This window comes from Pseudomonas sp. B35(2017) (assembly GCF_002113645.1).
In the GTDB taxonomy this organism is placed as follows: Bacteria; Pseudomonadota; Gammaproteobacteria; order Pseudomonadales; family Pseudomonadaceae; genus Aquipseudomonas; species Aquipseudomonas ekonensis.
The window spans coordinates 189,587-212,441 of the sequence record NZ_NEIZ01000005.1 but is presented as its reverse complement, the minus strand read 5'-3'; the positions used below and the strand labels follow the sequence as shown (position 1 = coordinate 212,441).

Genomic DNA, 22,855 nt, shown 5'->3' with positions numbered 1-22,855 from the left:
GTTCCTGCGGCGCCTTGACCGGCGCCATCGCCAGCAGGCTGGCTCCCACAGGGGATTCGGTTGAATGCAGCGCCTGCGGCCAACGCAATCCATGTGGGAGCCAGCCTGCTGGCGATGACGTCAGTCCGAGCCCCGCAGGAGCTTGAGATCAGGACAGCCCAAACGAAAAGCCCGCCGATGATCGCTCATCGGCGGGCTTTGCGTTTCAGGCCAAGGCTCAGATCGCGCCGCGGCTGCGCAGCAGATCCAGCACGAGCTTGACGCCCTCTTCCAGGGACACGGACTGGGTATCGACCACCAGGTCGGCATCCAGCGGCACGTCATACGGGAAGGACTCGCCCGGAATGTTGTCGCCACCCGCCGCGTACAGGCCCTGCGGATCACGCTCGGCGCAGGCGGTCGGCGATGCCTGGACATAGACCGTCAGCAGACGCTCCTTGCCGATCAGATCCTTCGCCTGCTCGCGCCCTTCGGCGCTCGGCGCGACGAACGCGGCCAGGGTCAGCAGGCCGGCTTCGTTGAACTGACGCGCCACATGGGCGGCTCGGCGCCAATTCTCGGTGCGGCCGGCACGGTCCTGCGGCAAGCCCTTGTTCAGGTCATGGCGCAGGTTCTGGCCGTCCAGCACGAACACCGCACGGCCCATGTCGAACAGCTTGCGCTCGACCGCATAGGCCAGCGTGCTCTTGCCCGCGCCGGAAAGGCCGCTGAACAGTACGGTGGCCGGCTGCTGGCCGAAGCGCTGGGCGCGCTCCTCGGTCGCTACATGGGCCAACTTGCCGTGCTGCGTGGCGGTGCCGTGGCTCACCGGCTGGGCGACGATCATGCCGGCGCCGACGGTGCCGTTGGTCAAGCGGTCGATGACGATGAACGCGCCGGTGGTGCGGTTGCTGTCGTAGCCGTCCAGGGCGATCGGCGCATCGAGGGCGATCTTCACCTTGCCGATCTCATTGAGCTGCAACGCGCTCGCCGAACCTTCCTCCAGCGTGTTCACGTCCACCTTGTGGACGATGCTGGCGATCGAGCCCGGCACGTAGCTGGTGGCGCGCTTGATGTCGTACTTCTTGCCCGGCAGCATCGGCTCTTCGGCCATCCACACCAGCATCGCCTCGAAGCTGTCGGTGACCGGCGGCACGTTGTCGGCATGCACCAGCAGGTCGCCGCGGGAGATGTCGATCTCGTCTTCCATGGTCAAGGTCACGGCCTGGCCTGGACCTGCGTGCTCCAGCTCGCCCTCGAAGGTGACGATGGATTTGACGCGGCTGCTCTTGCCCGACGGCAGCACCACGACTTCGTCGCCCTTGTGCACGATGCCGCTGGCCAGGGTGCCGGCGAAACCGCGGAAGTTCAGGTTCGGACGGTTGACGTACTGCACCGGGAAACGCAGGTCGGTGAAGTTGCGGTCGCCCGCCACTTCCACGGTCTCGAGGATTTCCATCAGCGACTGGCCGGTGTACCACGGCGAACGCTCGGACTTGTTCACCACGTTGTCGCCCTTGAGCGCGGACATCGGCACGAAGTGCATGCTCGACGGCTTCATCTTCAGGCCTTCGGCGAACTGCAGGTAGTCGGCCTTGATCGACTCGAACACGCCCTGGTCGAAGTCCTTCAGGTCCATCTTGTTGACGGCAACGACGATGTGCTTGATGCCCAACAGGTTCGCGATGAAGCTGTGGCGGCGGGTCTGGGTCTGCACGCCGTAGCGGGCGTCGACCAGGATGATCGCCAGGTCGCAGGTGGACGCGCCGGTGGCCATGTTGCGGGTGTACTGCTCGTGGCCCGGGGTGTCGGCGATGATGAACTTGCGCTTGGCGGTGGAGAAGTAGCGGTAGGCGACATCGATGGTGATGCCCTGCTCGCGCTCGGCCTGCAGGCCGTCGACCAGCAGCGCCAGGTCGATGTCGTCACCGGTGGTGCCGACCTTCTTCGAGTCGCGGGTGATCGCTTCCAGGTGATCTTCGTAGATCATCTTGGAGTCGTGCAGCAGGCGCCCGATCAGGGTGCTCTTGCCGTCATCGACGTTGCCGCAGGTCAGAAAGCGCAGCAGCTCTTTGCGTTCGTGCTGGCCCAGGTAGGCGAGGATGTCCTCGCTGATCAAATCGGATTGGTGCGACATGGTTCGACCCTAATTAGAAATAGCCCTGACGTTTCTTGTCTTCCATCGAGCCTGCGCCATCGTGGTCGATGACCCGGCCCTGGCGCTCGGAAGTCCGCGTCAGCAGCATTTCCTGAATGATGTCCGTCAGGCTTTCGGCCTCGGACTCCACCGCGCCCGTCAACGGGTAGCAGCCAAGGGTACGGAAACGCACTTTCTTCTTGACGATGCGTGCCTTCTCTTCGTCGCTCAGGTGTTCGAGGATACGGTCGTCGTCGATCATGATCAGCGTGCCGTTCTTCTCGATCACTTCGCGCTCGGCGGCGAAATACAGCGGCACGATCGGGATGCCTTCGAGGTAGATGTACTGCCAGATGTCCAGCTCGGTCCAGTTCGACAGCGGGAAGACACGGATCGACTCGCCCTTGTTGACCTTGCCGTTGTAGACGTTCCACAGCTCCGGACGCTGGTTCTTCGGATCCCAGCGGTGCTTGCTGTCGCGGAACGAGTACACGCGCTCCTTGGCGCGGGATTTCTCTTCATCGCGGCGGGCGCCGCCGAAGGCCGCGTCGAAGCCGTGCTTGTCCAGCGCCTGCTTGAGGCCCTGGGTCTTCATGATGTCGGTGTGCTTGGCGCTGCCGTGGGTGAACGGGTTGATGCCCTGCGCCACGCCTTCCGGGTTGACGTGGGTGATCAGGTCCAGGCCCATTTCCTCGACCATGCGGTCGCGGAACCTGTACATCTCCTGGAACTTCCATTGGGTGTCGACGTGCATCACCGGAAACGGCAGCTTGCCCGGGAAGAACGCCTTGCGTGCCAGGTGCAGCATCACGGCGGAATCTTTGCCGATGGAGTACAGCATCACCGGATTGTCGAACTCGGCGGCCACCTCGCGGATGATGTGGATGCTTTCCGCCTCCAGCTGTTTCAGATGCGTCAGTTTGTCGACCATGGCTACTCACGAAAGCTTTCTTATGAACGGCCAGCGGGCCGTGTTCGAGGGCCGAATCCTAGCACAGCGCCCTGCTTCTAATCAGGGCGCCAACTAGATCGAAAGGGCATATGAATATGCCCGTCGGTTCGGCCTGAACGACGCCTTCAGCGACGCTGTCGCCAGCAGGCCGGTTCTACAGGTTCCGTGCCGTGCATGACATTGTGGGAGCCAGCCTGCTGGCGATGACGGCGGCACATCCGGCATCGGCATGTCAGGCAGCCCGCTCCCGCAGCCTCCCCGCCGGTTTCAGATGGGGTTCGGGCAATCGATGAAGATGTGCTCCAGGGCGAACCGCCTGGCCAGGTACTCGCCCAGCGCCTGCACGCCGTAGCGTTCGGTGGCGTGGTGGCCGGCGGCGATGAAGCTGATGCCGTTCTCCCGGGCGCTGTGGAAGGTCTGTTCCGAGGCTTCGCCGCTGAGGAACAGGTCGACCCCGGCGGCGATGGCCTGGTCGATGTAGCCCTGGCCGCCGCCGGTGCACCAGCCGACCCGCCGGATCATCGCATTGCCTTCGACCAAAAGCGGCTCGCGGCCCATGGCCTCCTGCACCCGCCGGGCGAAGTCACGCGGCGTCGCCGGTTCGCTGAGCGAGCCGACCAGGCCGACGACCTTCAGGTTGTCCGGGTCCAGCGGCCCTTCGACGGTGATGTCCAGCTGACGGGCCAACTGCACATTGTTGCCGACGTCCGGATGCAGGTCCAGCGGCAGGTGGTAGGCCAGCAGGCTGATGTCGTGCTTGAGCAAGGTCTTGAGGCGGCGCTGCTTCATGCCGGTGACGCAGGGGTTCTCGCCCTTCCAGAAGTAGCCGTGGTGCACCAGCACCAGGTCCGCCTCGGCTTCGACGGCGGCGTCGAGCAGCGCCTGGCTGGCGGTGACGCCGCTGACGATGCGCATCACCTGCGGCCGGCCCTCGACCTGCAGGCCGTTGGGGCAGTAATCGGCGATTTTCGAACTGCCGAGGTAACGGTCGGCTTCCTCGACCAGGGTGCTCAGGGCGACGGCCATGAAAGACTCCTAAATATCCGTTCAGAGGCGCGCGCGGCCTCGTATAATGCGCGACATTATGGGCGGTCCGACCCCGCCTGCAACTTTTCCAGGACGTGCTTAATGCTCAAGGCGCTGCGTTTTTTCGGCTGGCCGCTGTTGGCCGGCGTGCTTATCGCTCTGTTGATCATCCAGCGTTACCCGCAGTGGGTCGGGCTCCCGAGCCTCGACGTCAACCTGCAGCAAGCCCCGCAGACCACCAGCATCCAGCAGGGGCCGGTGACCTACGCCGACGCCGTGACCATCGCCGCGCCGTCGGTGGTCAACCTGTACACCACCAAAGTCATCGCCAAACCGGCCCATCCGCTGTTCGATGACCCGCAGTTCCGCCGCTTCTTCGGCGACAACTCGCCCAAGCAGAAGCGCATGGAGTCGAGCCTGGGCTCCGGCGTGATCATGAGCCCGGAAGGCTTCATCCTGACCAACAACCACGTCACCAGCGGCGCCGACCAGATCGTCGTGGCCCTCAAGGACGGCCGCGAGACCCTGGCCCGGGTCATCGGCAGCGATCCCGAGACTGACCTGGCGGTGCTCAAGATCGACCTGAAGAACCTGCCGGCGATCACCGTGGGCCGCTCCGACAACATCCGCATCGGCGACGTCGCCCTGGCCATCGGCAACCCCTTCGGCGTCGGCCAGACCGTGACCATGGGCATCATCAGCGCCACCGGGCGCAACCAACTGGGCCTGAACAACTACGAAGACTTCATCCAGACCGACGCGGCCATCAACCCCGGCAACTCCGGCGGCGCCCTGGTGGACGCCAACGGCAACCTCACCGGCATCAACACGGCGATCTTCTCCAAGTCCGGCGGCTCCCAGGGCATCGGCTTCGCGATCCCGGTGAAGCTGGCGATGGAGGTCATGAAGTCGATCATCGAGCACGGCCAGGTCATCCGTGGCTGGCTGGGCATCGAGGTGCAGCCGCTGACCCAGGAACTGGCGGAGTCGTTCGGCCTGTCCGGCCGTCCGGGCATCGTGGTGGCGGGGATCTTCCGCGACGGCCCGGCGCAGAAGGCCGGCCTGCAACTGGGCGACGTGATCCTGAGCATCGACGGCGAACCGGCCGGTGACGGCCGCAAATCGATGAACCAGGTGGCGCGGATCAAACCGACCGACAAAGTCACGATCCAGGTGATGCGCAACGGCAAGGAACTGAAGCTGACCGCGGAAATCGGCCTGCGTCCGCCGCCGGCACCGGTCAAGGAACAGGAAGAGAACTGACCCATCCAATCGCCAGCACGCTGGCTCCCACAGGGGATCTGGATGGGTCCCAGCCGCTGTGTTCACCGCAGAACACGGTGGGAGCCAGCCTGCTGGCGATGGCGTCAGCCGAAGCGCCGCAGGGCATGATGAAAAAAGGCCGGCACCTTCAGTGAGGTGCCGGCCTTTTTTTTGATCGGTGTCAGCAGGCTGTCACAGCTCGCCGAGGCCGTCGATCAGCGCCTGGTTCTGCTCCGGCGTGCCGATGGAGATGCGCAGGAACTGGGCGATCCGCTCCTGCTTGAAGTGGCGCACGATCACGCCCTGCTCCCGCAGCTTGGCCGCCAGCCCCGCCGCGTCGTGCTGCGGATGGCGGGCGAAGATGAAGTTGGCCGCCGACGGCAGCACTTCAAAGCCCTTGGCCTGCAACTGCGCGGTCACCCATTCCCGGCTCTCGATCACCAGGCGGCAGGTCTTGTCGAAGTACTCGCGGTCCTCGAAGGCCGCGGCAGCGCCGACATTCGCCATCCGGTCCAGCGGGTAGGAGTTGAAGCTGTTCTTGATCCGCTCCAGCGCCTCGATCAGCTCCGGATGCCCCACCGCCAGCCCGACCCGCAGCCCCGCCAGCGAGCGTGACTTGGAGAGGGTCTGGGTGACGAGCAGGTTCGGATAACGGTCCACCAGACTGATGGCCGTTTCACCGCCGAAGTCGATGTAGGCCTCGTCCACCACGACCACCGAATCCGGATTGGCCTTGAGGATCCGCTCGACCGCGTCCAGCGCCAGCAGGCAGCCGGTCGGGGCGTTCGGGTTGGGGAAGATGATCCCGCCGTTGGGCCTGGCGTAGTCCGCCGGGTCGATCTGGAACTGCGCGTCCAGCGGCACTGCCTCGAACCCGATGCCGTACAGCCCGGCGTACACCGGATAGAAGCTGTAGCTGATGTCCGGGAACAGCAGCGGCTTGTCGTGCTGCAGCAAGCCGTGGAAGACGTGCGCCAGCACCTCGTCCGAGCCGTTGCCGAGGAACACCTGGTTGGCTTGCACGCCGTAATAGTCGGCCACGGCGTTTTTCAGCAGGTCGCTGTTGGGGTCCGGGTACAGGCGCAGGTTGTCGTTGAGTTCGGTCTGCATCGCGGCCAGCGCCTTGGGCGACGGGCCGTACGGGTTTTCGTTGGTGTTGAGCTTGACCAGTTTGGCCAGCTTCGGTTGTTCGCCGGGCACGTAAGGCACCAGATCCTTGACGAACGGGCTCCAGAATTTGCTCATGTCTCAGTTCCCCTGCTGTTCATCGAGGATGCGGTATTCGGCGCTGCGCGCGTGGGCGCTCAGGGATTCGCCACGGGCCAGCACCGATGCGGTCTTGCCCAGCTCGGAGGCGCCGGCCTCGGAGCAGAAGATGATCGACGAGCGTTTCTGGAAGTCGTACACGCCCAGCGGCGAGGAGAACCGCGCCGTGCCGGAGGTCGGCAGAACGTGGTTGGGGCCTGCGCAGTAGTCGCCCAGCGCTTCGGAGGTGTGGCGGCCCATGAAGATCGCGCCGGCGTGGCGGATCTGCGGCAGCCAGGCCTGCGGGTCGGCGACCGACAGCTCAAGGTGCTCCGGCGCGATGCGGTTGGCGACTTCGATGGCCTGGGCCATGTCGCGCACCTGAATCAGCGCACCGCGGCCGTTGATCGAGGTCTCGATGATGGCGGCGCGGTCCATGGTCGGCAGCAGCTTGTCGATGCTGGCGGCCACCTTGTCGAGGAACTGTGCATCGGGGCTGACCAGGATCGCCTGGGCGTCTTCGTCGTGCTCAGCCTGGGAGAACAGGTCCATGGCGATCCAGTCCGGATCGGTCTGGCCGTCGCACACCACGAGGATTTCCGAAGGGCCGGCGATCATGTCGATGCCGACCTGGCCGAACACGTGACGCTTGGCGGTGGCCACGTAGATGTTGCCGGGGCCGACCACCTTGTCCACCTGCGGCACGCTTTGGGTGCCGTAGGCCAGTGCGGCGACAGCCTGGGCGCCGCCGATGGTGAACACCCGGTCGACCCCGGCGATGCACGCGGCGGCCAGCACCAACTCATTGACCTCGCCGCGCGGGGTCGGCACCACCATGACCACTTCGCCGACGCCGGCCACCTTGGCCGGGATCGCGTTCATCAGCACCGACGACGGGTACGACGCCTTGCCGCCCGGCACGTACAGGCCGGCGCGGTCCAACGGCGTGACCTTCTGGCCGAGCACGGTGCCGTCGGCCTCGGTGTAGCTCCAGGAATCCTGCTTCTGCCGTTCGTGGTAGCTGCGCACCCGTGCCGCGGCTTTTTCCAGCGCCTCGCGCTGGACCGGGGTGATGCGGGTCAGGGCCAGTTCCAGGCGCTCGCGCGGCAGGATCAGGTCCGCCATCGAGGCGGCGTCCACGCCGTCGAACTGGCGGGTGAACTCGACCAGCGCCTCGTCGCCGCGCTCGCGCACGGCCTTGATGATGTCCAGCACCCGCTGATTGACCGAGTCGTCGGACACGCTTTCCCAGCTCAGCAGATGATCCAGATGATGCGCGAAATCCGGGTCAGCAGCGTTGAGTCGGCGAATTGCAGTCGGTGCGGTCATAGCGAGAGCCTCATAGGATTGGCGAAAACTCAGGCGCCCTAACTTAGCAGTCGTTCCGCTTGGGCACCTGAGATTCTGGCTATGAGGCGGATAGACGGGCGCAGCCGGAGGCCGCGCGGGTACATCAGCCGCGGTGTCGCGATTCCACTGCCTTGCGCAGGGTATCGATCAACGCCTGGATCCGGGCGTGTTGCATCTTCATCGAAGCCTTGTTGACCACCAGGCGCGAGCTGATCGTGGCGATCAGTTCCTGGGGCTCCAGGCCGTTGGCGCGCAGGGTGTTGCCGGTGTCGACCACGTCGATGATCTTGTCCGCCAGACCGATCAGCGGCGCCAGCTCCATCGAGCCGTACAGCTTGATGATGTCGACCTGACGGCCCTGCTCGGCGTAGTAGCGCTTGGCGACGTTGACGAACTTGGTCGCCACCCGCAGGCGGCCCTTGGGTTCGGCGGCGCCGACCTTGCCGGCGGTCATCAGCTTGCATTGGGCGATCTGCAGGTCCAGCGGCTCGTACAGGCCCTGGCCGCTGTATTCCATCAGCACGTCCTTGCCGGCCACACCGAGGTCGGCCGCGCCATGCTCGACATAGGTCGGCACGTCGGTGGCGCGCACGATCAGCAGACGGACGTCTTCCTGGGTCGTGGGGATGATCAGCTTGCGGCTCTTGTCCGGATTCTCGGTCGGCACGATGCCCGCTTCGGCCAGAAGCGGCAGGGTGTCGTCAAGGATGCGGCCCTTGGACAGTGCGATGGTCAACATGGGTAGCGTCAGTCCTTATCAAGGTACTCATGCCCGGACGCGATCGGCGCCGGACACACATCGAGGGCTTGTCCCGAACGGAACGGCAGCCCTCGACCAAAAACGAACTCGGTGGACACCTCCCTGTGTCCGGATGCAGGACTAGCCCGGAACGCGGCGGATCTTGGCGCCCAGCATCTGCAGTTTCTCTTCGATGCACTCGTAGCCACGGTCGATGTGGTAGATGCGGTCGATCAGGGTGTCGCCGTCGGCCACCAGGGCCGAGATCACCAGGCTGGCCGAGGCCCGCAGGTCGGTCGCCATGACCGGTGCGCCCTTGAGGATCTCGGTGCCGGTCACGATGGCGGTGTTGCCTTCGACCTGGATCTTGGCGCCCATGCGGTGCAGTTCGTACACGTGCATGAAACGGTTTTCGAAGATCGTCTCGATCACGGCGCCTGTGCCTTCGGCGATGGCGTTGAGCGAGATGAACTGCGCCTGCATGTCGGTCGGGAATGCCGGGTACGGCGCAGTGCGCACGTTGACCGCCTTCGGCCGCTTGCCGTGCATGTTCAGCTCGATCCAGTCTTCGCCGCTGGTGATCTCGGCGCCGGACTCGCGCAGTTTTTCCAGGACGGCTTCGAGGATGGTCGGATCGGTGTCCTTGACCTTCACGCGCCCGCCGGTGACGGCGGCGGCCACCAGGTAGGTGCCGGTCTCGATGCGGTCAGGCATGACCTTGTAGAAGGTCGGGGCCAGGCGCTCGACGCCATCGATGGTGATGGTGTCGGTGCCGGCGCCGGAAACCTTGGCGCCCATGGCGTTCAGGAAGTTCGCCAGGTCCACCACTTCAGGTTCGCGGGCGGCGTTCTGCAGCACGCTGCGGCCCTTGGCCAGGGCAGCGGCCATCATGATGTTCTCGGTGCCGGTCACGCTGACGGTGTCGAAGAAGAAGTGCGCGCCGCGCAGGCCGCCTTCAGGCGCTTTGGCCTTGATGTAGCCGCCTTCGACGTCGATGACCGCGCCCATGGCCTCCAGGCCGCGGATGTGCAGGTCGACCGGACGCGAACCGATGGCGCAACCGCCCGGCAGCGCGACTTCGGCTTCACCGAAACGGGCGACCATCGGGCCCAGCACCAGGATCGACGCACGCATGGTCTTGACCAGCTCGTACGGGGCGATCAGGGTCTTGATGGTGCGCGGGTCGATTTCCACGCTCAGCTTTTCGTCGATCACAGGCTCGATGCCCATGCGGCCGAACAGCTCGATCATGGTGGTGATGTCGTGCAGGTGCGGCAGGTTGCCCACGGTGACCGGGCCGTCGCACAGCAGGGTGGCGGCCAGGATCGGCAGGGCGGAGTTCTTCGCCCCGGAGATCCGGATCTCGCCGTCAAGGCGTGCGCCGCCGGTAATAATCAATTTATCCATAAGAATCTCGACGCCCTAAGGCTCAGGTGCGCTCGGCCCAGGCCGCGCTGCTGAAAAATTTCATAGTGACCGCGTGGATGCTGCCATCGGCGATCCATGGGTTCAAATGGGCATAGATGCTCTGCTGACGCTTGACCGGACTCAATGCCGCCAGTTCATCGCTAATCACGTTCAACTGGAAGTTGCAGCCTTCGCCTTCGACTTCCACCTGCGTTCCTGGCAGCTTTCCTTCAAGGAAGCTCTTCACTTCTACGGCCTGCATGCTCAACCTCAATCGGCGCCCTGTGCGCGCGGGTCGGACATCATACAAAAAAGCCCCGCGCCTGCGAACCCCGCGGCGCAGGACTCTGACGGGGGGCTTTCTCGTCGATGCGGGTTCAGGGTTGCGCCAACAGCTCGGTCAGCTCGCTGACCTGGGCGATTTCGCGCATGTCTTCGGGCATCGCCCGGATGCTGACCGCCTTGCCGGCGGCCTTCGCATCGCGGATGAAGCACAGCAGCAACGAAAGGCCGACGCTGCTGGACTTCTCCACTTCGGAGCAGTCGATCACCAGCGCCGGCGCCGTGCAGGACTTGATCAGCGCCCGGCCCTGCTCGCGCAGCGCGGGGCCGGTGCGGTAGTCCAGCACGCCGCTGAGCTGCAGCTCACTGGCCTGGTCCAGACGAACGGCCGACTCGGTCATTGCGCTGGCTTCTCTTGCTGTTCGGCGTTCTGCTTGGCCTTGGCCACTTCGCCGGCCCAGCCGTTGATGGTCTTGTCCAGGTCGTTGCCGTTGCGTTGCATGGCGTCGGCGAACTGGTCGCGGAACAGCTTGCCGATGTTGATGCCGTTGATGATCACGTTGCGCAGCTTCCACTCGCCGTTGATTTTCTCAAGCGTGTAGGAGACCGGGTAGATCGCGCCGTTGCTGCCCTTGACGGTCATGCCGACGCTGGTGCGGTCGCCCGATTCGTCCTTGGCCGGATCGACGGTGATGCCCTGGTTGTTGTACTCCAGCAAGGCGTTGCCGTAGAACTGGAACAGGCCGCGCTTGAAGTTCTCCTCGAAGGTCTTCATCTGCGCCGGCGTGGCCTTGCGCGAGTACTTGACCGTCATGATGCTCTTGGAGATGCCTTCGGCGTCCACGACCGGGCCGACGATGCTGTTGAGCGCGGCATAGAAGTCGGCCGGATCCTGCTTGTACTTCTCTTTGTTGGCGGCAAGGTCGGCCAGCATCCGGTTGGTGGTGTCCTGGACCAGGTCATGCGCCGAAGGCGCCGCCACGGCGTTGGCCGCCAGAGGCAGCGCTGCGAGCAACACCAACAGGCCACGTCGCAAGGTAGAGATCATTCGAAAGCTCCTCATTTGGCGTCTTTGCTAACGGTATTGAGCAGGAATTTACCGATCAGATCCTCCAGCACCAGCGACGACTGGGTGTCGTGAATGGTCCCGCCATCCTTGAGCCGGGTGTCTTCCCCGCCCACGCTGATGCCGATGTACTTCTCGCCCAGCAGTCCAGCCGTCAGGATAGATGCTGTGGAGTCGGTCGGCAGGTTGTCGACGCTTTTGTCCACCTGCAGGGTCACCCGGCCGGTGAAGCTGTCGCGGTCCAGGTCGATCGCCGTGACCTTGCCGATGGTCACGCCGGCCATGGTCACTTTCGCCCGGACCGTCAGGCCGGCGATGTTGTCGAAGTAGGCATAAAGCTTGTAGGTATCGGTGGACGAGGTCGGAGACAGGCCGCTGACCCGCAACGCAAGCAGCAGCAAAGCCAGGATCCCTGCCAGCAGGAACAGGCCGACACCGATTTCCAGGGTGCGGTTTTGCATCAGAAATCTCCAAACATCAAAGCGGTCAGAATAAAGTCCAGGCCGAGCACTGCCAGCGAGGCATATACCACGGTCTTGGTGGTGGCACGGCTGATCCCCTCGGAAGTGGGTTCGCAGTCATAGCCTTGAAATACGGCGATCCAGGTCACGACGAAGGCGAAGACCGCGCTCTTGATGATGCCGTTGAGCACGTCGTCGCCGAAGCTGACGCTGTTCTGCATGTTCGACCAGTAGGAACCTTCATAGACCCCCAGCCAGTCGACCGCCACCCACGAGCCGCCCCAGATGCCCACCACGCTGAAGATCATCGCCAGCACCGGCAGGGAAATGAAACCGGCCCACAGACGCGGGGCGATGATGTACTTGAGCGGGTCGACGCCGATCATCTCAAGGCTTGAGAGCTGTTCGGTGGACTTCATGTTGCCGATCTCCGCCGTCAGCGCCGAACCGGCGCGCCCGGCGAACAGCAGCGCGGTCACCACCGGCCCCAGCTCGCGCAGCAGCGTCAGGGCCACCATCTGCCCCACCGCCTGCTCCGAACCGTAGCTGGACAGGATGTTGAACCCCTGCAGCGCCAGCACCATGCCGATGAAGATGCCGGAGACCACGATGATCACCAGCGACATCACGCCGACCGAATGCAGCTGCTTGACCAGCAGGCCGAAGCCGCTGCCGATGCCGCCGCGGCCCAGCAGGGCATGAAACAGGAACAGGGTCGAACGGCCGAACACCGCGACGGTGTCGATGCCGGCCTGACCGAAGCGGCGCACGCGCTCCATCAATGTAATTCTGCGCATCAGCGTCGCTTCCCCAGAAGATCGGCGCGGTAATCCGGCGCTGGAAAGTGGTACGGAACCGGGCCGTCGGGTTCGCCGGTCATGAATTGACGGATGCGCGGATCGTCCGAGCCCATCAGTTCCTTCGGCGTGCCCTGCCCCAGCACCTGCCCGTCGCCCACCACATAGATGTAGTCGGCGATACTCGCGGTCTCGGCCAGGTCGTGGGAAACCACGATGCTGGTGATGCCGAGCGCGTCGTTGAGCAGGCGGATCAGGCGCACCAGCACGCCCATGGCGATCGGGTCCTGGCCGACGAAAGGCTCGTCGTACATCAGGATCTGCGGATCCAGGGCGATTGCGCGCGCCAGGGCGACCCGGCGCTTCATGCCGCCGGACAGCTCGTCAGGCATCAGCTCGATGGCCCCGCGCAGCCCCACCGCCTGCAGCTTGAGCAGCACGATGTCGCGGATCATCTCTTCCGGAAGGTCGGTGTGGACGCGCAGCGGGAAGGCGACGTTCTCGAACACGTCGAGGTCGGTGAACAGCGCGCCGCTCTGGAACAGCACGCCCATGTGCTTGCGGGCATCGAACAGATCGCTGCGCGAAAGCTTCGGCAGGTTCTGGCCGTTGACCCACACCTCGCCCTTGGACGGGCGCAGCTGGGCGCCCATCAGGCGCAGCAGCGTGGTCTTGCCGCACCCGGAAGGTCCCATGATGCCGGTGACCTTGCCGCGGGGGATGCGGATATCGACGTTATTGAAAATGCTCCGCGCACCGCGCTTGAAGGAGACTCCCTTCAGCTCGACCGCGTAGGCGTTATCGGCACTCATCTAAACTCCTTGCGATGCAGCCTCTCACTCGGACGCCAGGCTTGGTGAATAAAGCACAAGCGTCCCGGGCAGGCCGAACTGGCGGCGAACTATATCATTGCAATGGGCAAGCGCCCAAGGTCTCGACCACCCCGCTTTTTGCCCGCCGAAGGGCTCTGCCCTCACCGTCCACACGGTTTCGGCCGCCGCGAAGGGCAACGCGCGACGAACTTGCGTGAGGCTTTTCGACAGAACCGCTATAATCGCCGCCTTTTCATCGGGCTATACGATTTCTGACATGAGCCAATCCAGCGACCTGATCCAATCGGCACAACGCACCGTCCGCCTCGAAGCGCAGGCCGTGCAAGGCCTGATGGCCCACATCGACGCCGATTTCGTGCGCGCCTGCGAGATGATCCTGGCCAGCAAGGGCCGTGTGGTCGTGGTCGGCATGGGCAAGTCCGGGCACATCGGCAACAAGATCGCCGCGACCCTCGCCAGCACCGGCACCCCGGCCTTTTTCGTCCATCCGGCCGAAGCCAGCCACGGCGACATGGGCATGATCACCCGCGAAGACGTGATCCTGGCCCTGTCCAACTCCGGCTCGACCAACGAGATCGTCACCCTGCTGCCGTTGATCAAGCGCCTGGGCATCCAGCTGATCAGCGTGACCGGCAATCCTCAGTCGCCGCTGGCCAAGGCCGCCGAAGTCAACCTGAACGTGCAGGTGGAGCACGAAGCCTGCCCGCTGAACCTGGCGCCGACCTCCTCGACCACCGCCGCGCTGGTCATGGGCGACGCCCTGGCGGTGGCGCTGCTGGAGGCCCGCGGCTTCACCGCCGAAGACTTCGCGTTCTCCCACCCGGGCGGCGCCCTGGGCCGTCGCCTGCTGTTGAAGGTGGAAAACGTCATGCACGCCGGCAATGAACTGCCGCAGGTGCAGCGCGGCACCCTGCTCAAGGATGCCCTGCTGGAAATGAGCCGCAAGGGGCTGGGCATGACCGCCGTCCTCGAGGCCGACGGCAAGCTGGCCGGGATCTTCACCGACGGCGACCTGCGCCGCACCCTGGACCGCAACATCGACGTGCACAGCGCCATCATCGACCAGGTGATGACCGTGCACGGTAAGACCGCCCGCGCCGAGATGCTCGCCGCCGAGGCCCTGAAGATCATGGAAGACAACCGAATCAACGCGTTGGTGGTCGTGGACGCGGAGGATCGCCCGGTCGGCGCCTTCAACCTGTCCGACCTGCTGCGCGCAGGAGTCATGTAAATGAGCAACGACCTGCTGCAACGCGGCAAACCGATCAAGCTGGCAGTGTTCGACGTCGACGGCGTCCTCACCGACGGCCGCCTGTACTTCCTCGAAGACGGCAGCGAATTCAAGACCTTCAACACCCTGGACGGCCAAGGCATCAAGATGCTGATGAACGCCGGCGTCCAGACCGCGATCATCAGCGGCCGCAAGACCCCGGTGGTCGAGCGCCGGGCCAAGAACCTGGGCATCCCGCACCTGTTCCAGGGCCGCGAGGACAAACTCGTGGTGCTCGACGGCCTTCTGGAGCAACTGGGCCTAAGCTATGAAGAGGTCGCCTACCTGGGCGACGACCTGCCCGACCTGCCGGTGATCCGCCGCGTCGGGCTCGGCATGGCCGTGGCCAACGCCGCCGCGTTCGTGCGCGAGCATGCCCATGGCGTCACCCAGGCCCGCGGCGGCGAAGGCGCTGCGCGGGAATTCTGCGAATTGATCCTGCGCGCCCAGGGCCGCCTCGATGCCGCCAACGCCGCATATCTGTGAGCCAGACCATGTTTAGCAAAAAGTTTCGCAATATCTTGCTGTTCTGCTGCATCGCGGCGATCTTCGGCGCGGTCGGCTACTGGAACATCAGCCCGGAGCGTTTCCTCGACAAGCCGGCGGTCTCGGCCCAGGAAAGCCCGATCGACTGGTACGCGACCAACACCCACACGCTGCAGTACCTGGAAGACGGCAAGGTGCAGTACGAAATGACGTCGCAGAAGGCCGAGCACGTCAAGGCCACCGACATCACCCTGGTCACCAAGCCCGACCTGAACATGTTCCGCGGCACCGAATACCCGTGGCACGTCACCAGCGAACGCGGCGAAGTGAACCCCGGCGGCACCGAAGTCGAACTGATCGATTCGGTGCGCATCAAGCGCACCGACGAGAAGAACCGCGACACCCTGATCACCACCACCCGCATGACAGTGTTCCCGCAGCAGCAATATGCGCAGACCGAGCAACCCGTTAGAATTGACGGCGCTGGCGGCGTATCGACCGGCAAAGGAATGAAAGCGTACCTGAAAGACAGCAGGATCCACCTGCTATCGAACGTAAGAGGACAGTATGAGGCTCGTTAAAACCCTCCCTATTTTGCTCAGTCTGGGCGCAGCACTGGGAAGCGCGAGCGCCTGGGCCCTGCCGAACGATAGCCAGCAGCCGATCCGCATCCAGGCCGACGACGCCCAGATCGACGACAAGAACGGCGTGGCGACCTACAAGGGCGATGTGATCATCACCCAGGGCTCCATGATCGTGAAAGGCAACACCGTGACCATCACCCGCGCCACCAGCGGCGACATCGACGTCGTGACCTCGGTGGGCAACCTGGCCTACTTCGAGCAGCTGCAGACCCAGGGCGACACCAAGCCTGTCCAGGGCTACGGCGTGACCATCCAGTACCACGCGCAGCAGAACCGCGTCGTGCTGATCGACCGCGCCAAGGTCATCGACAAGGACGGCAACACCACCCAGGGCGAGAAGATCGTCTACGACACGGTGAAGAAGCTGGCCAGCGCCGGTCGCGCCACCGGCAACAAGGTGACCGAGTCGCGTCCGCGGATCGACATGGTGATCCAGCCGAAACAGAAAACCGACGGACAGAAGGCCCAGTAATGGCAACCCTGAAAGCCCAGCATCTGGCCAAGAGCTACAAGAGCCGCCAGGTCGTGCGCGACGTCAGCCTGTCCATCGACAGCGGTCAGATCGTGGGCCTGCTCGGCCCCAACGGCGCCGGCAAGACCACCTGCTTCTACATGATCGTCGGCCTGGTGCAGGCCGACCAGGGCCGCGTCCTGATCGACGACCTGGACGTCAGCCACCAGCCGATGCACGGCCGCGCCAAGGCCGGCATCGGCTATCTCCCGCAGGAAGCGTCGATCTTCCGCAAACTGTCGGTGGCCGACAACATCATGGCCATCCTCGAGACCCGCAAGGAGCTCGACAAGGCCGGCCGGCGCAAGGAACTGGAAAGCCTGCTGCAGGAGTTCCACATCAGCCACATCCGCGACAACCTCGGCATGAGCCTGTCCGGCGGCGAGCGCCGTCGCGTGGAGATCGCCCGGGCCCTGGCCACCGCACCGAAATTCATCCTCCTCGACGAACCGTTCGCCGGCGTGGACCCGATCTCGGTGGGCGACATCAAGCAGATCATCCACCACCTCAAGGCGAAGGGCATCGGCGTGCTGATCACCGACCACAACGTCCGCGAGACCCTGGACATCTGCGAAACGGCCTACATCGTCAACGACGGCCAACTGATCGCCGAAGGCGACTCGGACACCATCCTCGCCAACGACCTGGTGAAGGAAGTGTACCTGGGCCACGAGTTCCGCCTGTAAGCGCTGAGGTCGCCGCCCTGCCGCCCCTGCGCTGCATCAATTCAAGCGCGGTTTTATGCGCTTTAATTGTTACAGCGCTCTAGGCAAACACTTCAGTTTCAGGCATATAATTTGCTTAAGTTTGGCGCTTCGGCGCCCTGTAGTGGATGGCGCATGTGCGCCGGCAAATAAGGTGTTAAGCCCCTGCCATGAAACCATCGCTAGTCTTGAGAATGGGCCAGCAGCTGACGATGACGCCGCAGCTGCAACAGGCCATCCGTCTGCTCCAATTGTCGACCCTGGACCTGCAGCAGGAGATCCAGGAGGCCCTGGAATCCAACCCGATGCTCGAACGCCAGGAAGACGGCGACGACTTCGACAGTTCCGACCCCATGGCCGACAACGCCGAACAGAAGCCCAACACCGAGATCCAGGAACCGGCCTACCAAGAGGCGGCGCCGACGGTGGACAGCCTCGAGGACGGCGAATGGAGCGAGCGCATCCCCAACGAACTGCCGGTCGACACCGCCTGGGAAGACGTCTACCAGACCAGCGCCAGCAGCCTGCCCGGCAACGATGACGACGAGTGGGACTTCACCACCCGCACCTCCGCCGGCGAGAGCCTGCAAAGCCACCTGCTGTGGCAGCTCAACCTGGCGCCGATGTCGGACACCGACCGTCTGATCGCCGTCACCCTGATCGACTGCATCAACAATCAGGGCTACCTCGACGAATCCCTCGAAGAAATCCTCGACGCGTTCGATCCGGAGCTGGACATCGAGCTCGACGAGATCGAAGCCGTCCTGCACCGCATCCAGCAGTTCGAACCGGCGGGCATCGGTGCCCGCAACCTCGGCGAATGCCTGCTGCTGCAATTGCGCCAACTGCCGGCCAAGACCCCGTGGCTGACAGAGGCCAAGCGCCTGGTCACCGACTTCATCGACCTGCTCGGCAGCCGCGACTACAGCCAGCTGATGCGGCGCATGAAGCTCAAGGAAGACGAACTGCGCCAGGTCATCGAGCTGGTGCAGAGCCTCAATCCGCGTCCGGGCTCGCAGATCGAGTCGTCCGAGGCCGAGTACGTGGTGCCGGACGTCATCGTGCGCAAGGACAACGAACGCTGGCTGGTCGAGCTGAACCAGGAATCCGTGCCGCGCCTGCGGGTCAACGCCCAGTACGCCGGCTTCGTGCGCCGCGCCGACACCAGCGCCGACAACACTTTCATGCGCAACCAGTTGCAGGAGGCGCGCTGGTTCATCAAGAGCCTGCAGAGCCGCAACGAGACCCTGATGAAAGTGGCGACCCAGATCGTCGAGCATCAGCGCGGCTTCCTGGAGTACGGCGACGAAGCCATGAAACCCCTGGTGCTGCACGACATCGCCGAAGCGGTGGGCATGCACGAGTCGACGATTTCCCGGGTGACCACGCAAAAGTTCATGCATACCCCCCGGGGCATTTATGAGCTGAAATACTTTTTCTCCAGCCACGTCAGCACCTCCGAAGGCGGCGAATGCTCATCCACGGCGATCCGCGCGATCATCAAGAAACTGGTTGCCGCGGAAAATCAGAAAAAGCCGTTGAGCGACAGCAAGATCGCTGGTTTACTGGAGGCACAAGGCATTCAGGTGGCTCGCCGCACCGTCGCCAAGTACCGCGAATCCCTCGGGATCGCGCCTTCGAGCGAACGCAAGCGGTTGATGTAAGCCACGTTACAGCGTTCCAGTGGCAGGCTATCCCGCCTGCCGCTTTATGCACTGGCAACGAAGGAGAAGCTGTATGCAAGTCAACATCAGTGGACACCAACTGGAAGTGACCGCCCCTCTGCGCGAGTACGTCGAGTCCAAGCTCAAGAAGATCGAGGGACATTTCGACAAGATCACCAACGTTCAGGTGATCATGACCGTCGAGAAGCTCAAACAGAAAATCGAAGCCACGCTGCATGTGCCGGGTAAGGAAGTGGTGGCCAATGCCGAACATGACGACATGTACGCAGCCATTGACCTCCTGACCGACAAACTGGATCGCCAACTCAAAACGCATAAGGAAAAGACCCAGAAAGTCCTTCAGGGCGCTACCGGTCGATAACCCCCCACTCCATGATCCGACTTGAAAGTATCCTGACCCCCGGCCGTTCCCTCGTGAACGTGCCGGGCGGCAGCAAAAAGAAAGCCCTCGAACAAATTGCCAACCTGATCGCCCGGGAAGTGCCGGATCTGGAGATGCAAGATGTCTTCGAGGCACTGGTCGCCCGTGAGAAGCTCGGTTCCACCGGCTTCGGCAACGGCATCGCCATTCCGCACTGCCGCCTCAAGGGTTGCGAGTCGCCCATCAGCGCGCTGATGCACCTTGAAGCCCCCATCGATTTCGACGCCATCGACGGCGCCCCGGTCGACCTGCTGTTCGTCCTGCTGGTTCCGGAAGCCGCCACCGATGCGCACCTGGAGCTGCTGCGCCAGATCGCCAGCATGCTCGACCGCAAGGAAGTACGCGAAAAACTGCGTCGCGCCGCCAGCAACGAAGACTTGTATCAGGTTGTCCTGAACGAGCAGAACGGGCAGTAACCATGCGTCTGATCATCGTCAGCGGCCGTTCCGGCTCGGGTAAAAGCACCGCACTGGATGTCCTGGAGGACAACGGCTACTACTGCATCGACAACCTGCCGGCCGGCCTGCTGCCGGATCTGGCCGAGCGTGCGTTGATCCATACCGAACTGTCGCAGCCGCTGGTCGCCGTCTCCATCGATGCGCGCAACCTGCCGAGCCACCTGTCGCGTTTTCCCGAACTGCTCGAAGAAGTCCGCAGCCGGCATATCCAGTGCGACGTCCTCTACCTGGACGCCGACGAGGAAACCCTGCTCAAGCGCTTCTCGGAAACCCGCCGGCGCCACCCGCTGAGCAGCGCCAACCGTTCGCTGGCCGAAGCCATCGAAGACGAAACGGCCTTGCTCGGCCCCATCGCCGACCTGGCGGACCTTAAGGTCAACACCACCAGCCTGAACCTGTACCAGCTGCGTGACACCATCAAGCTGCGCCTGCTGAACCAGCCGGAGCCCGGTACGGCGTTCCTGGTGGAGTCGTTCGGTTTCAAACGCGGCATGCCGGTGGATGCCGACCTGGTGTTCGATGTACGCTGCCTGCCCAATCCGTACTGGAAGCCCGAACTGCGCGCACAGTCCGGCCTGGACGAGCCGGTGGCCGAATACCTCGCGGCGCAGCCGGAGGTCGAGGAGATGTTCCAGGACATCTACGCCTACCTGCTCAAGTGGCTGCCACGCTTTGCCGCCAGCAACCGCGCCTACGTCACCATTGCCATCGGCTGCACCGGCGGGCACCACCGCTCCGTCTACCTGACCGAGCGCCTGGGCCAGGCACTGCAGAAAACCCTGAAGAACGTCCAGGTCCGCCACCGCGACCTCACCTAAAGGATCCACACCGCGATGCCTGCTCTGGAAATCGAAATCATCAACAAACTGGGTCTGCATGCCCGGGCATCGGCCAAGTTCGTCGGTGTCGCCGGCCAGTTCCCGGATTGCACGATCAGGGTCGGCCGCACGCCGGAAACCACGGTGGACGGCAAGAGCATCATGGCCATGATGATGCTGGCCGCCGGCAAGGGCACCAAGATCCACCTGAGCACCGAAGGGCATCAAGAGAAAGAAGCCATGGATGCGCTGGTGGCGCTGATCAACAACTATTTCGACGAAGGCGGCTGAGACCGTATTCGTCAGGAGGGAGCGAAGGCGCCCTCCTGAGATTCACCCCAACGCCGTATCCATCACCATCATCAGACAGAAGCCCACCAGCAATCCCAGGCTGGCCAGCTTGTCATGGCCGTTGCGCCGCGACTCCGGAATCACTTCGTGGGTCACCACCAGCAGCATCGCCCCTGCGGCCAACGCCAGCCCCAACGGCAACAGCACCTGCGCAAGGCTGACCAGCCACGCGCACAGCAGCGCAAACACCGGCTCCACCAGCCCTGAGGCGGCACCGATCAGGAACGCCTTCATGCGCGACATCCCCGCCCCGGCCAGCACCAAGGCGATCACCAGCCCTTCCGGCACATCCTGCAAGGCAATGCCCATGGCCAGGCTGTCCGCGTCCGGCATGCCGCCGCCGGCCGACACGCCGACGGCCATGCCTTCCGGGATGTTGTGGGCGATGATGGCGAACACGAACAGCCAGATGCGCGGCGGGATCACCGGGTGTTCGACGGTGCCGACGAGCATTTCCGGGGTCGCGCCGGAAACCCGGCGATCCACCAGGTACAGCCCGAACGCACCGGACAGGATGCCCAGGCAGATCAGGCCGCTGGCGCCCCACGGCGTCATGCCCAGGTCCTCGGCGGCGGCGATGCCCGGCACGATCAGCGAAAACGCCGTCGCCGCCAGCATCACGCCGGCGCCGAACCCCAGCAAAGAATCGCTAAGCGCCTGCGGCATGCGCCGGATCACCAGCACCGGCACGGCCCCCAGCGCCGTGCCGAGGGCGCAGACCGCCCCGCCCTTCAACGCCCGCGACAGTCTCGGCTCAAGATCCAGCCATTCCAGCCCGTGGGCGACCAGCAAGGTCATGCCCGCCAACAGCAGCAGCGAGCCGAACGCGTAACGGAACATCCGCCCGCCGCCGATCGCCAGTGTTCCAGTGCCCATAGTCAGCCTTGAATGGTTTTTATCGGGGACTCAAGCCAGCGCCGCCTGATAGCGCGCAGCGACTTCCGGCCAATTGATCACGTTGTAGAACGCACTGATGTATTCCGGCCGGCGGTTCTGGTAGCGCAGGTAGTAGGCGTGTTCCCAGACGTCGAGGCCGAGGATCGGCGTGTTGCCGTTCATCAACGGGCTGTCCTGGTTGCCGCTGCTCTCCACCAGCAGTTTTTTCTCCGGGGTGACGCTGAGCCAGGCCCAGCCGCTGCCGAAACGGGTCAACGCCGCTTTGGTGAATGCTTCCTTGAACGCGTCGAGGCCGCCCAGTTGCTCGTCGATGGCCTCGGCCAGCGCGCCGTCCGGCGCACCGCCGCCGTCGGGCACCATCACTTCCCAGAACAGCGAATGGTTGGCGTGGCCGCCGCCCTGGTTGATCACCGCCGCCCGCAGGCTTTCCGGCAGTTGCCGGACGCTGGCGACCAGCCGTTCCACCGGCCACCCGGCGTATTCCGTGCCCTCGACGGCGGCGTTGAGGTTGTTGATGTAGGTCTGGTGATGCTTGGTGTAGTGGATCTCCATGGTCTGCGCGTCGATGTGCGGCTCAAGCGCGTCGTAGGCGTAAGGCAAGGCAGGCAGGGTAAAAGCCATTTCAATGGACTCCATGGTGATGTGAAACCGACGGCCGGCGCGCATTGCCGGCGTCCGGATGCAGTAGGCGCTGGGTGCGCGGGTATTCGCCGTGCTCGCTGATGAAATTGAGCAGCTCGACATAGGTCTTGCTGCTCTGGCGCAGCGCCGCTTCGCGCAGGGCCGGGCGCAGGCGTTCGTCCTGCATGGCCTGCAGCAGCCGCTGATGGATGGCGCACAGGTATTCGGCGCTCTCCTCCGGCTGGTTCAGGCGCAGGTGCAGATCCGCCAGGTTGTGGTGCGAGATGACACAGGCCGCCACCGCTTCGTCGGCGTCCGCCCAGCGCTCGAACAGCACCTGAGCCAGGGCCAGGGCTTGCAGGTAGGCTTCGCGGGCATCGATCAGTTCGCCCAGCATGAAGCAGCGATTGGCCCGTTCGATCGTGCGTTTCCAGTGCTCCATGGTGAACCTC

27 protein-coding genes are annotated in these 22,855 nt (G+C 64.1%); 11 read left to right on the top strand and 16 right to left on the bottom strand.

Translation table 11 applies throughout. The features are described from left to right. Positions 1 to 217: 217 nt before the first annotated feature. From cysN to CAG41_RS12115, 3 genes are all read right to left on the bottom strand, one after another. Positions 218 to 2,116: a sulfate adenylyltransferase subunit CysN gene (cysN, locus tag CAG41_RS12125; protein WP_085578635.1), complete on the bottom strand. Its 1,899-nt coding sequence runs from the start codon at positions 2,114 to 2,116 to the stop codon at positions 218 to 220. Between the two features lie 13 nt (positions 2,117 to 2,129). After that, positions 2,130 to 3,047, bottom strand: coding sequence for a sulfate adenylyltransferase subunit CysD (cysD, locus tag CAG41_RS12120; protein WP_085578633.1), 918 nt, complete (start codon positions 3,045 to 3,047; stop codon positions 2,130 to 2,132). A gap of 288 nt (positions 3,048 to 3,335) precedes the next feature. Then, complete coding sequence (locus CAG41_RS12115; protein WP_085631684.1) at positions 3,336 to 4,094, bottom strand: Nif3-like dinuclear metal center hexameric protein; 759 nt, start codon at positions 4,092 to 4,094, stop codon at positions 3,336 to 3,338. 102 nt (positions 4,095 to 4,196) lie between these two features. On the opposite strand from CAG41_RS12115, the gene algW reads away from it, so the two are divergent. Beyond that, positions 4,197 to 5,357 carry a Do family serine endopeptidase AlgW gene (gene algW, locus CAG41_RS12110; RefSeq protein WP_085578629.1) on the top strand — a complete coding sequence of 387 codons (1,161 nt, stop codon included), beginning with the start codon at positions 4,197 to 4,199 and terminating at the stop codon, positions 5,355 to 5,357. A 192-nt stretch (positions 5,358 to 5,549) separates the two neighbouring features. Here the strand turns inward: algW and hisC are convergent, their stop codons facing one another. The 10 genes from hisC to CAG41_RS12060 form a co-directional block, all read right to left on the bottom strand. Further along, complete coding sequence (gene hisC / locus CAG41_RS12105; RefSeq protein WP_085694952.1) at positions 5,550 to 6,602, bottom strand: histidinol-phosphate transaminase; 1,053 nt, start codon at positions 6,600 to 6,602, stop codon at positions 5,550 to 5,552. 3 nt (positions 6,603 to 6,605) lie between these two features. Beyond that, positions 6,606 to 7,931, bottom strand: a complete 1,326-nt coding sequence (hisD, locus tag CAG41_RS12100) for a histidinol dehydrogenase (protein WP_085638423.1) — start codon at positions 7,929 to 7,931, stop codon at positions 6,606 to 6,608. Between the two features lie 124 nt (positions 7,932 to 8,055). Continuing rightward, entirely contained in the window at positions 8,056 to 8,691 is a 636-nt protein-coding gene (gene hisG / locus CAG41_RS12095) for an ATP phosphoribosyltransferase (RefSeq protein ID WP_085578623.1), read from the bottom strand. 141 nt (positions 8,692 to 8,832) lie between these two features. Continuing rightward, complete coding sequence (gene murA / locus CAG41_RS12090) at positions 8,833 to 10,098, bottom strand: UDP-N-acetylglucosamine 1-carboxyvinyltransferase (RefSeq protein ID WP_085578621.1); 1,266 nt, start codon at positions 10,096 to 10,098, stop codon at positions 8,833 to 8,835. A gap of 22 nt (positions 10,099 to 10,120) precedes the next feature. After that, on the bottom strand, positions 10,121 to 10,360 hold the full coding sequence (locus CAG41_RS12085) for a BolA family protein (protein ID WP_007953556.1): 240 nt from the start codon (positions 10,358 to 10,360) through the stop codon (positions 10,121 to 10,123). A 115-nt stretch (positions 10,361 to 10,475) separates the two neighbouring features. Continuing rightward, the gene (locus CAG41_RS12080; protein ID WP_085578619.1) at positions 10,476 to 10,781 is read right to left on the bottom strand and encodes a lipid asymmetry maintenance protein MlaB; all 306 of its coding nucleotides are present in this window, start codon (positions 10,779 to 10,781) and stop codon (positions 10,476 to 10,478) included. Next, positions 10,778 to 11,428 carry a phospholipid-binding protein MlaC gene (locus CAG41_RS12075; RefSeq protein WP_085631688.1) on the bottom strand — a complete coding sequence of 217 codons (651 nt, stop codon included), beginning with the start codon at positions 11,426 to 11,428 and terminating at the stop codon, positions 10,778 to 10,780. The genes CAG41_RS12080 and CAG41_RS12075 overlap by 4 nt, the downstream gene beginning before the upstream one ends. An 11-nt stretch (positions 11,429 to 11,439) precedes the next feature. Then, positions 11,440 to 11,907, bottom strand: a complete 468-nt coding sequence (gene mlaD / locus CAG41_RS12070; protein ID WP_085578615.1) for an outer membrane lipid asymmetry maintenance protein MlaD — start codon at positions 11,905 to 11,907, stop codon at positions 11,440 to 11,442. Then, complete coding sequence (gene mlaE, locus CAG41_RS12065; protein WP_085578613.1) at positions 11,907 to 12,704, bottom strand: lipid asymmetry maintenance ABC transporter permease subunit MlaE; 798 nt, start codon at positions 12,702 to 12,704, stop codon at positions 11,907 to 11,909. The genes mlaD and mlaE overlap by 1 nt, the downstream gene beginning before the upstream one ends. Next, complete coding sequence (locus CAG41_RS12060; protein ID WP_085578611.1) at positions 12,704 to 13,516, bottom strand: ATP-binding cassette domain-containing protein; 813 nt, start codon at positions 13,514 to 13,516, stop codon at positions 12,704 to 12,706. Before CAG41_RS12060 ends, mlaE begins: the two co-directional genes overlap by 1 nt. A gap of 277 nt (positions 13,517 to 13,793) precedes the next feature. Between CAG41_RS12060 and CAG41_RS12055 the strand changes: the two genes are divergently transcribed. The 10 genes from CAG41_RS12055 (at position 13,794) to CAG41_RS12010 (ending at position 20,825) form a co-directional block, all read left to right on the top strand. Beyond that, the gene (locus tag CAG41_RS12055; protein WP_085631690.1) at positions 13,794 to 14,768 is read left to right on the top strand and encodes a KpsF/GutQ family sugar-phosphate isomerase; all 975 of its coding nucleotides are present in this window, start codon (positions 13,794 to 13,796) and stop codon (positions 14,766 to 14,768) included. Then, the gene (locus tag CAG41_RS12050; protein ID WP_085578607.1) at positions 14,769 to 15,293 is read left to right on the top strand and encodes an HAD family hydrolase; all 525 of its coding nucleotides are present in this window, start codon (positions 14,769 to 14,771) and stop codon (positions 15,291 to 15,293) included. An 8-nt stretch (positions 15,294 to 15,301) separates the two neighbouring features. After that, on the top strand, positions 15,302 to 15,874 hold the full coding sequence (gene lptC / locus CAG41_RS12045; RefSeq protein WP_085578605.1) for an LPS export ABC transporter periplasmic protein LptC: 573 nt from the start codon (positions 15,302 to 15,304) through the stop codon (positions 15,872 to 15,874). Next, positions 15,861 to 16,409, top strand: a complete 549-nt coding sequence (gene lptA / locus CAG41_RS12040) for a lipopolysaccharide transport periplasmic protein LptA (RefSeq protein ID WP_085578603.1) — start codon at positions 15,861 to 15,863, stop codon at positions 16,407 to 16,409. The genes lptC and lptA overlap by 14 nt, the downstream gene beginning before the upstream one ends. Continuing rightward, positions 16,409 to 17,134 (top strand): LPS export ABC transporter ATP-binding protein, encoded by a 726-nt coding sequence (gene lptB, locus CAG41_RS12035; protein ID WP_085578601.1) that lies wholly within the window; start codon positions 16,409 to 16,411, stop codon positions 17,132 to 17,134. Before lptA ends, lptB begins: the two co-directional genes overlap by 1 nt. Before the next feature lie 188 nt (positions 17,135 to 17,322). After that, positions 17,323 to 18,816 (top strand): RNA polymerase factor sigma-54, encoded by a 1,494-nt coding sequence (locus CAG41_RS12030; protein ID WP_085578599.1) that lies wholly within the window; start codon positions 17,323 to 17,325, stop codon positions 18,814 to 18,816. Positions 18,817 to 18,889: 73 nt separating this feature from the next. Further along, on the top strand, positions 18,890 to 19,198 hold the full coding sequence (gene hpf, locus CAG41_RS12025) for a ribosome hibernation-promoting factor, HPF/YfiA family (RefSeq protein WP_085578597.1): 309 nt from the start codon (positions 18,890 to 18,892) through the stop codon (positions 19,196 to 19,198). A gap of 11 nt (positions 19,199 to 19,209) precedes the next feature. Continuing rightward, complete coding sequence (gene ptsN, locus CAG41_RS12020) at positions 19,210 to 19,674, top strand: PTS IIA-like nitrogen regulatory protein PtsN (RefSeq protein WP_085631694.1); 465 nt, start codon at positions 19,210 to 19,212, stop codon at positions 19,672 to 19,674. 2 nt (positions 19,675 to 19,676) lie between these two features. Next, entirely contained in the window at positions 19,677 to 20,534 is an 858-nt protein-coding gene (gene rapZ, locus CAG41_RS12015; protein WP_085578593.1) for an RNase adapter RapZ, read from the top strand. Between the two features lie 15 nt (positions 20,535 to 20,549). Further along, positions 20,550 to 20,825 carry an HPr family phosphocarrier protein gene (locus CAG41_RS12010; RefSeq protein ID WP_085578591.1) on the top strand — a complete coding sequence of 92 codons (276 nt, stop codon included), beginning with the start codon at positions 20,550 to 20,552 and terminating at the stop codon, positions 20,823 to 20,825. A 42-nt stretch (positions 20,826 to 20,867) separates the two neighbouring features. Here the strand turns inward: CAG41_RS12010 and CAG41_RS12005 are convergent, their stop codons facing one another. The 3 genes from CAG41_RS12005 to CAG41_RS11995 are packed head-to-tail and all read right to left on the bottom strand — an operon-like array spanning position 20,868 to position 22,845. Beyond that, positions 20,868 to 21,761, bottom strand: coding sequence for a ZIP family metal transporter (locus tag CAG41_RS12005; RefSeq protein WP_085707040.1), 894 nt, complete (start codon positions 21,759 to 21,761; stop codon positions 20,868 to 20,870). Positions 21,762 to 21,791: 30 nt separating this feature from the next. Then, the gene (locus CAG41_RS12000; protein WP_085631698.1) at positions 21,792 to 22,403 is read right to left on the bottom strand and encodes a superoxide dismutase; all 612 of its coding nucleotides are present in this window, start codon (positions 22,401 to 22,403) and stop codon (positions 21,792 to 21,794) included. A gap of 1 nt (position 22,404) precedes the next feature. Further along, on the bottom strand, positions 22,405 to 22,845 hold the full coding sequence (locus CAG41_RS11995) for a hypothetical protein (protein WP_085578584.1): 441 nt from the start codon (positions 22,843 to 22,845) through the stop codon (positions 22,405 to 22,407). Between the last annotated feature and the right edge of the window lie 10 nt (positions 22,846 to 22,855).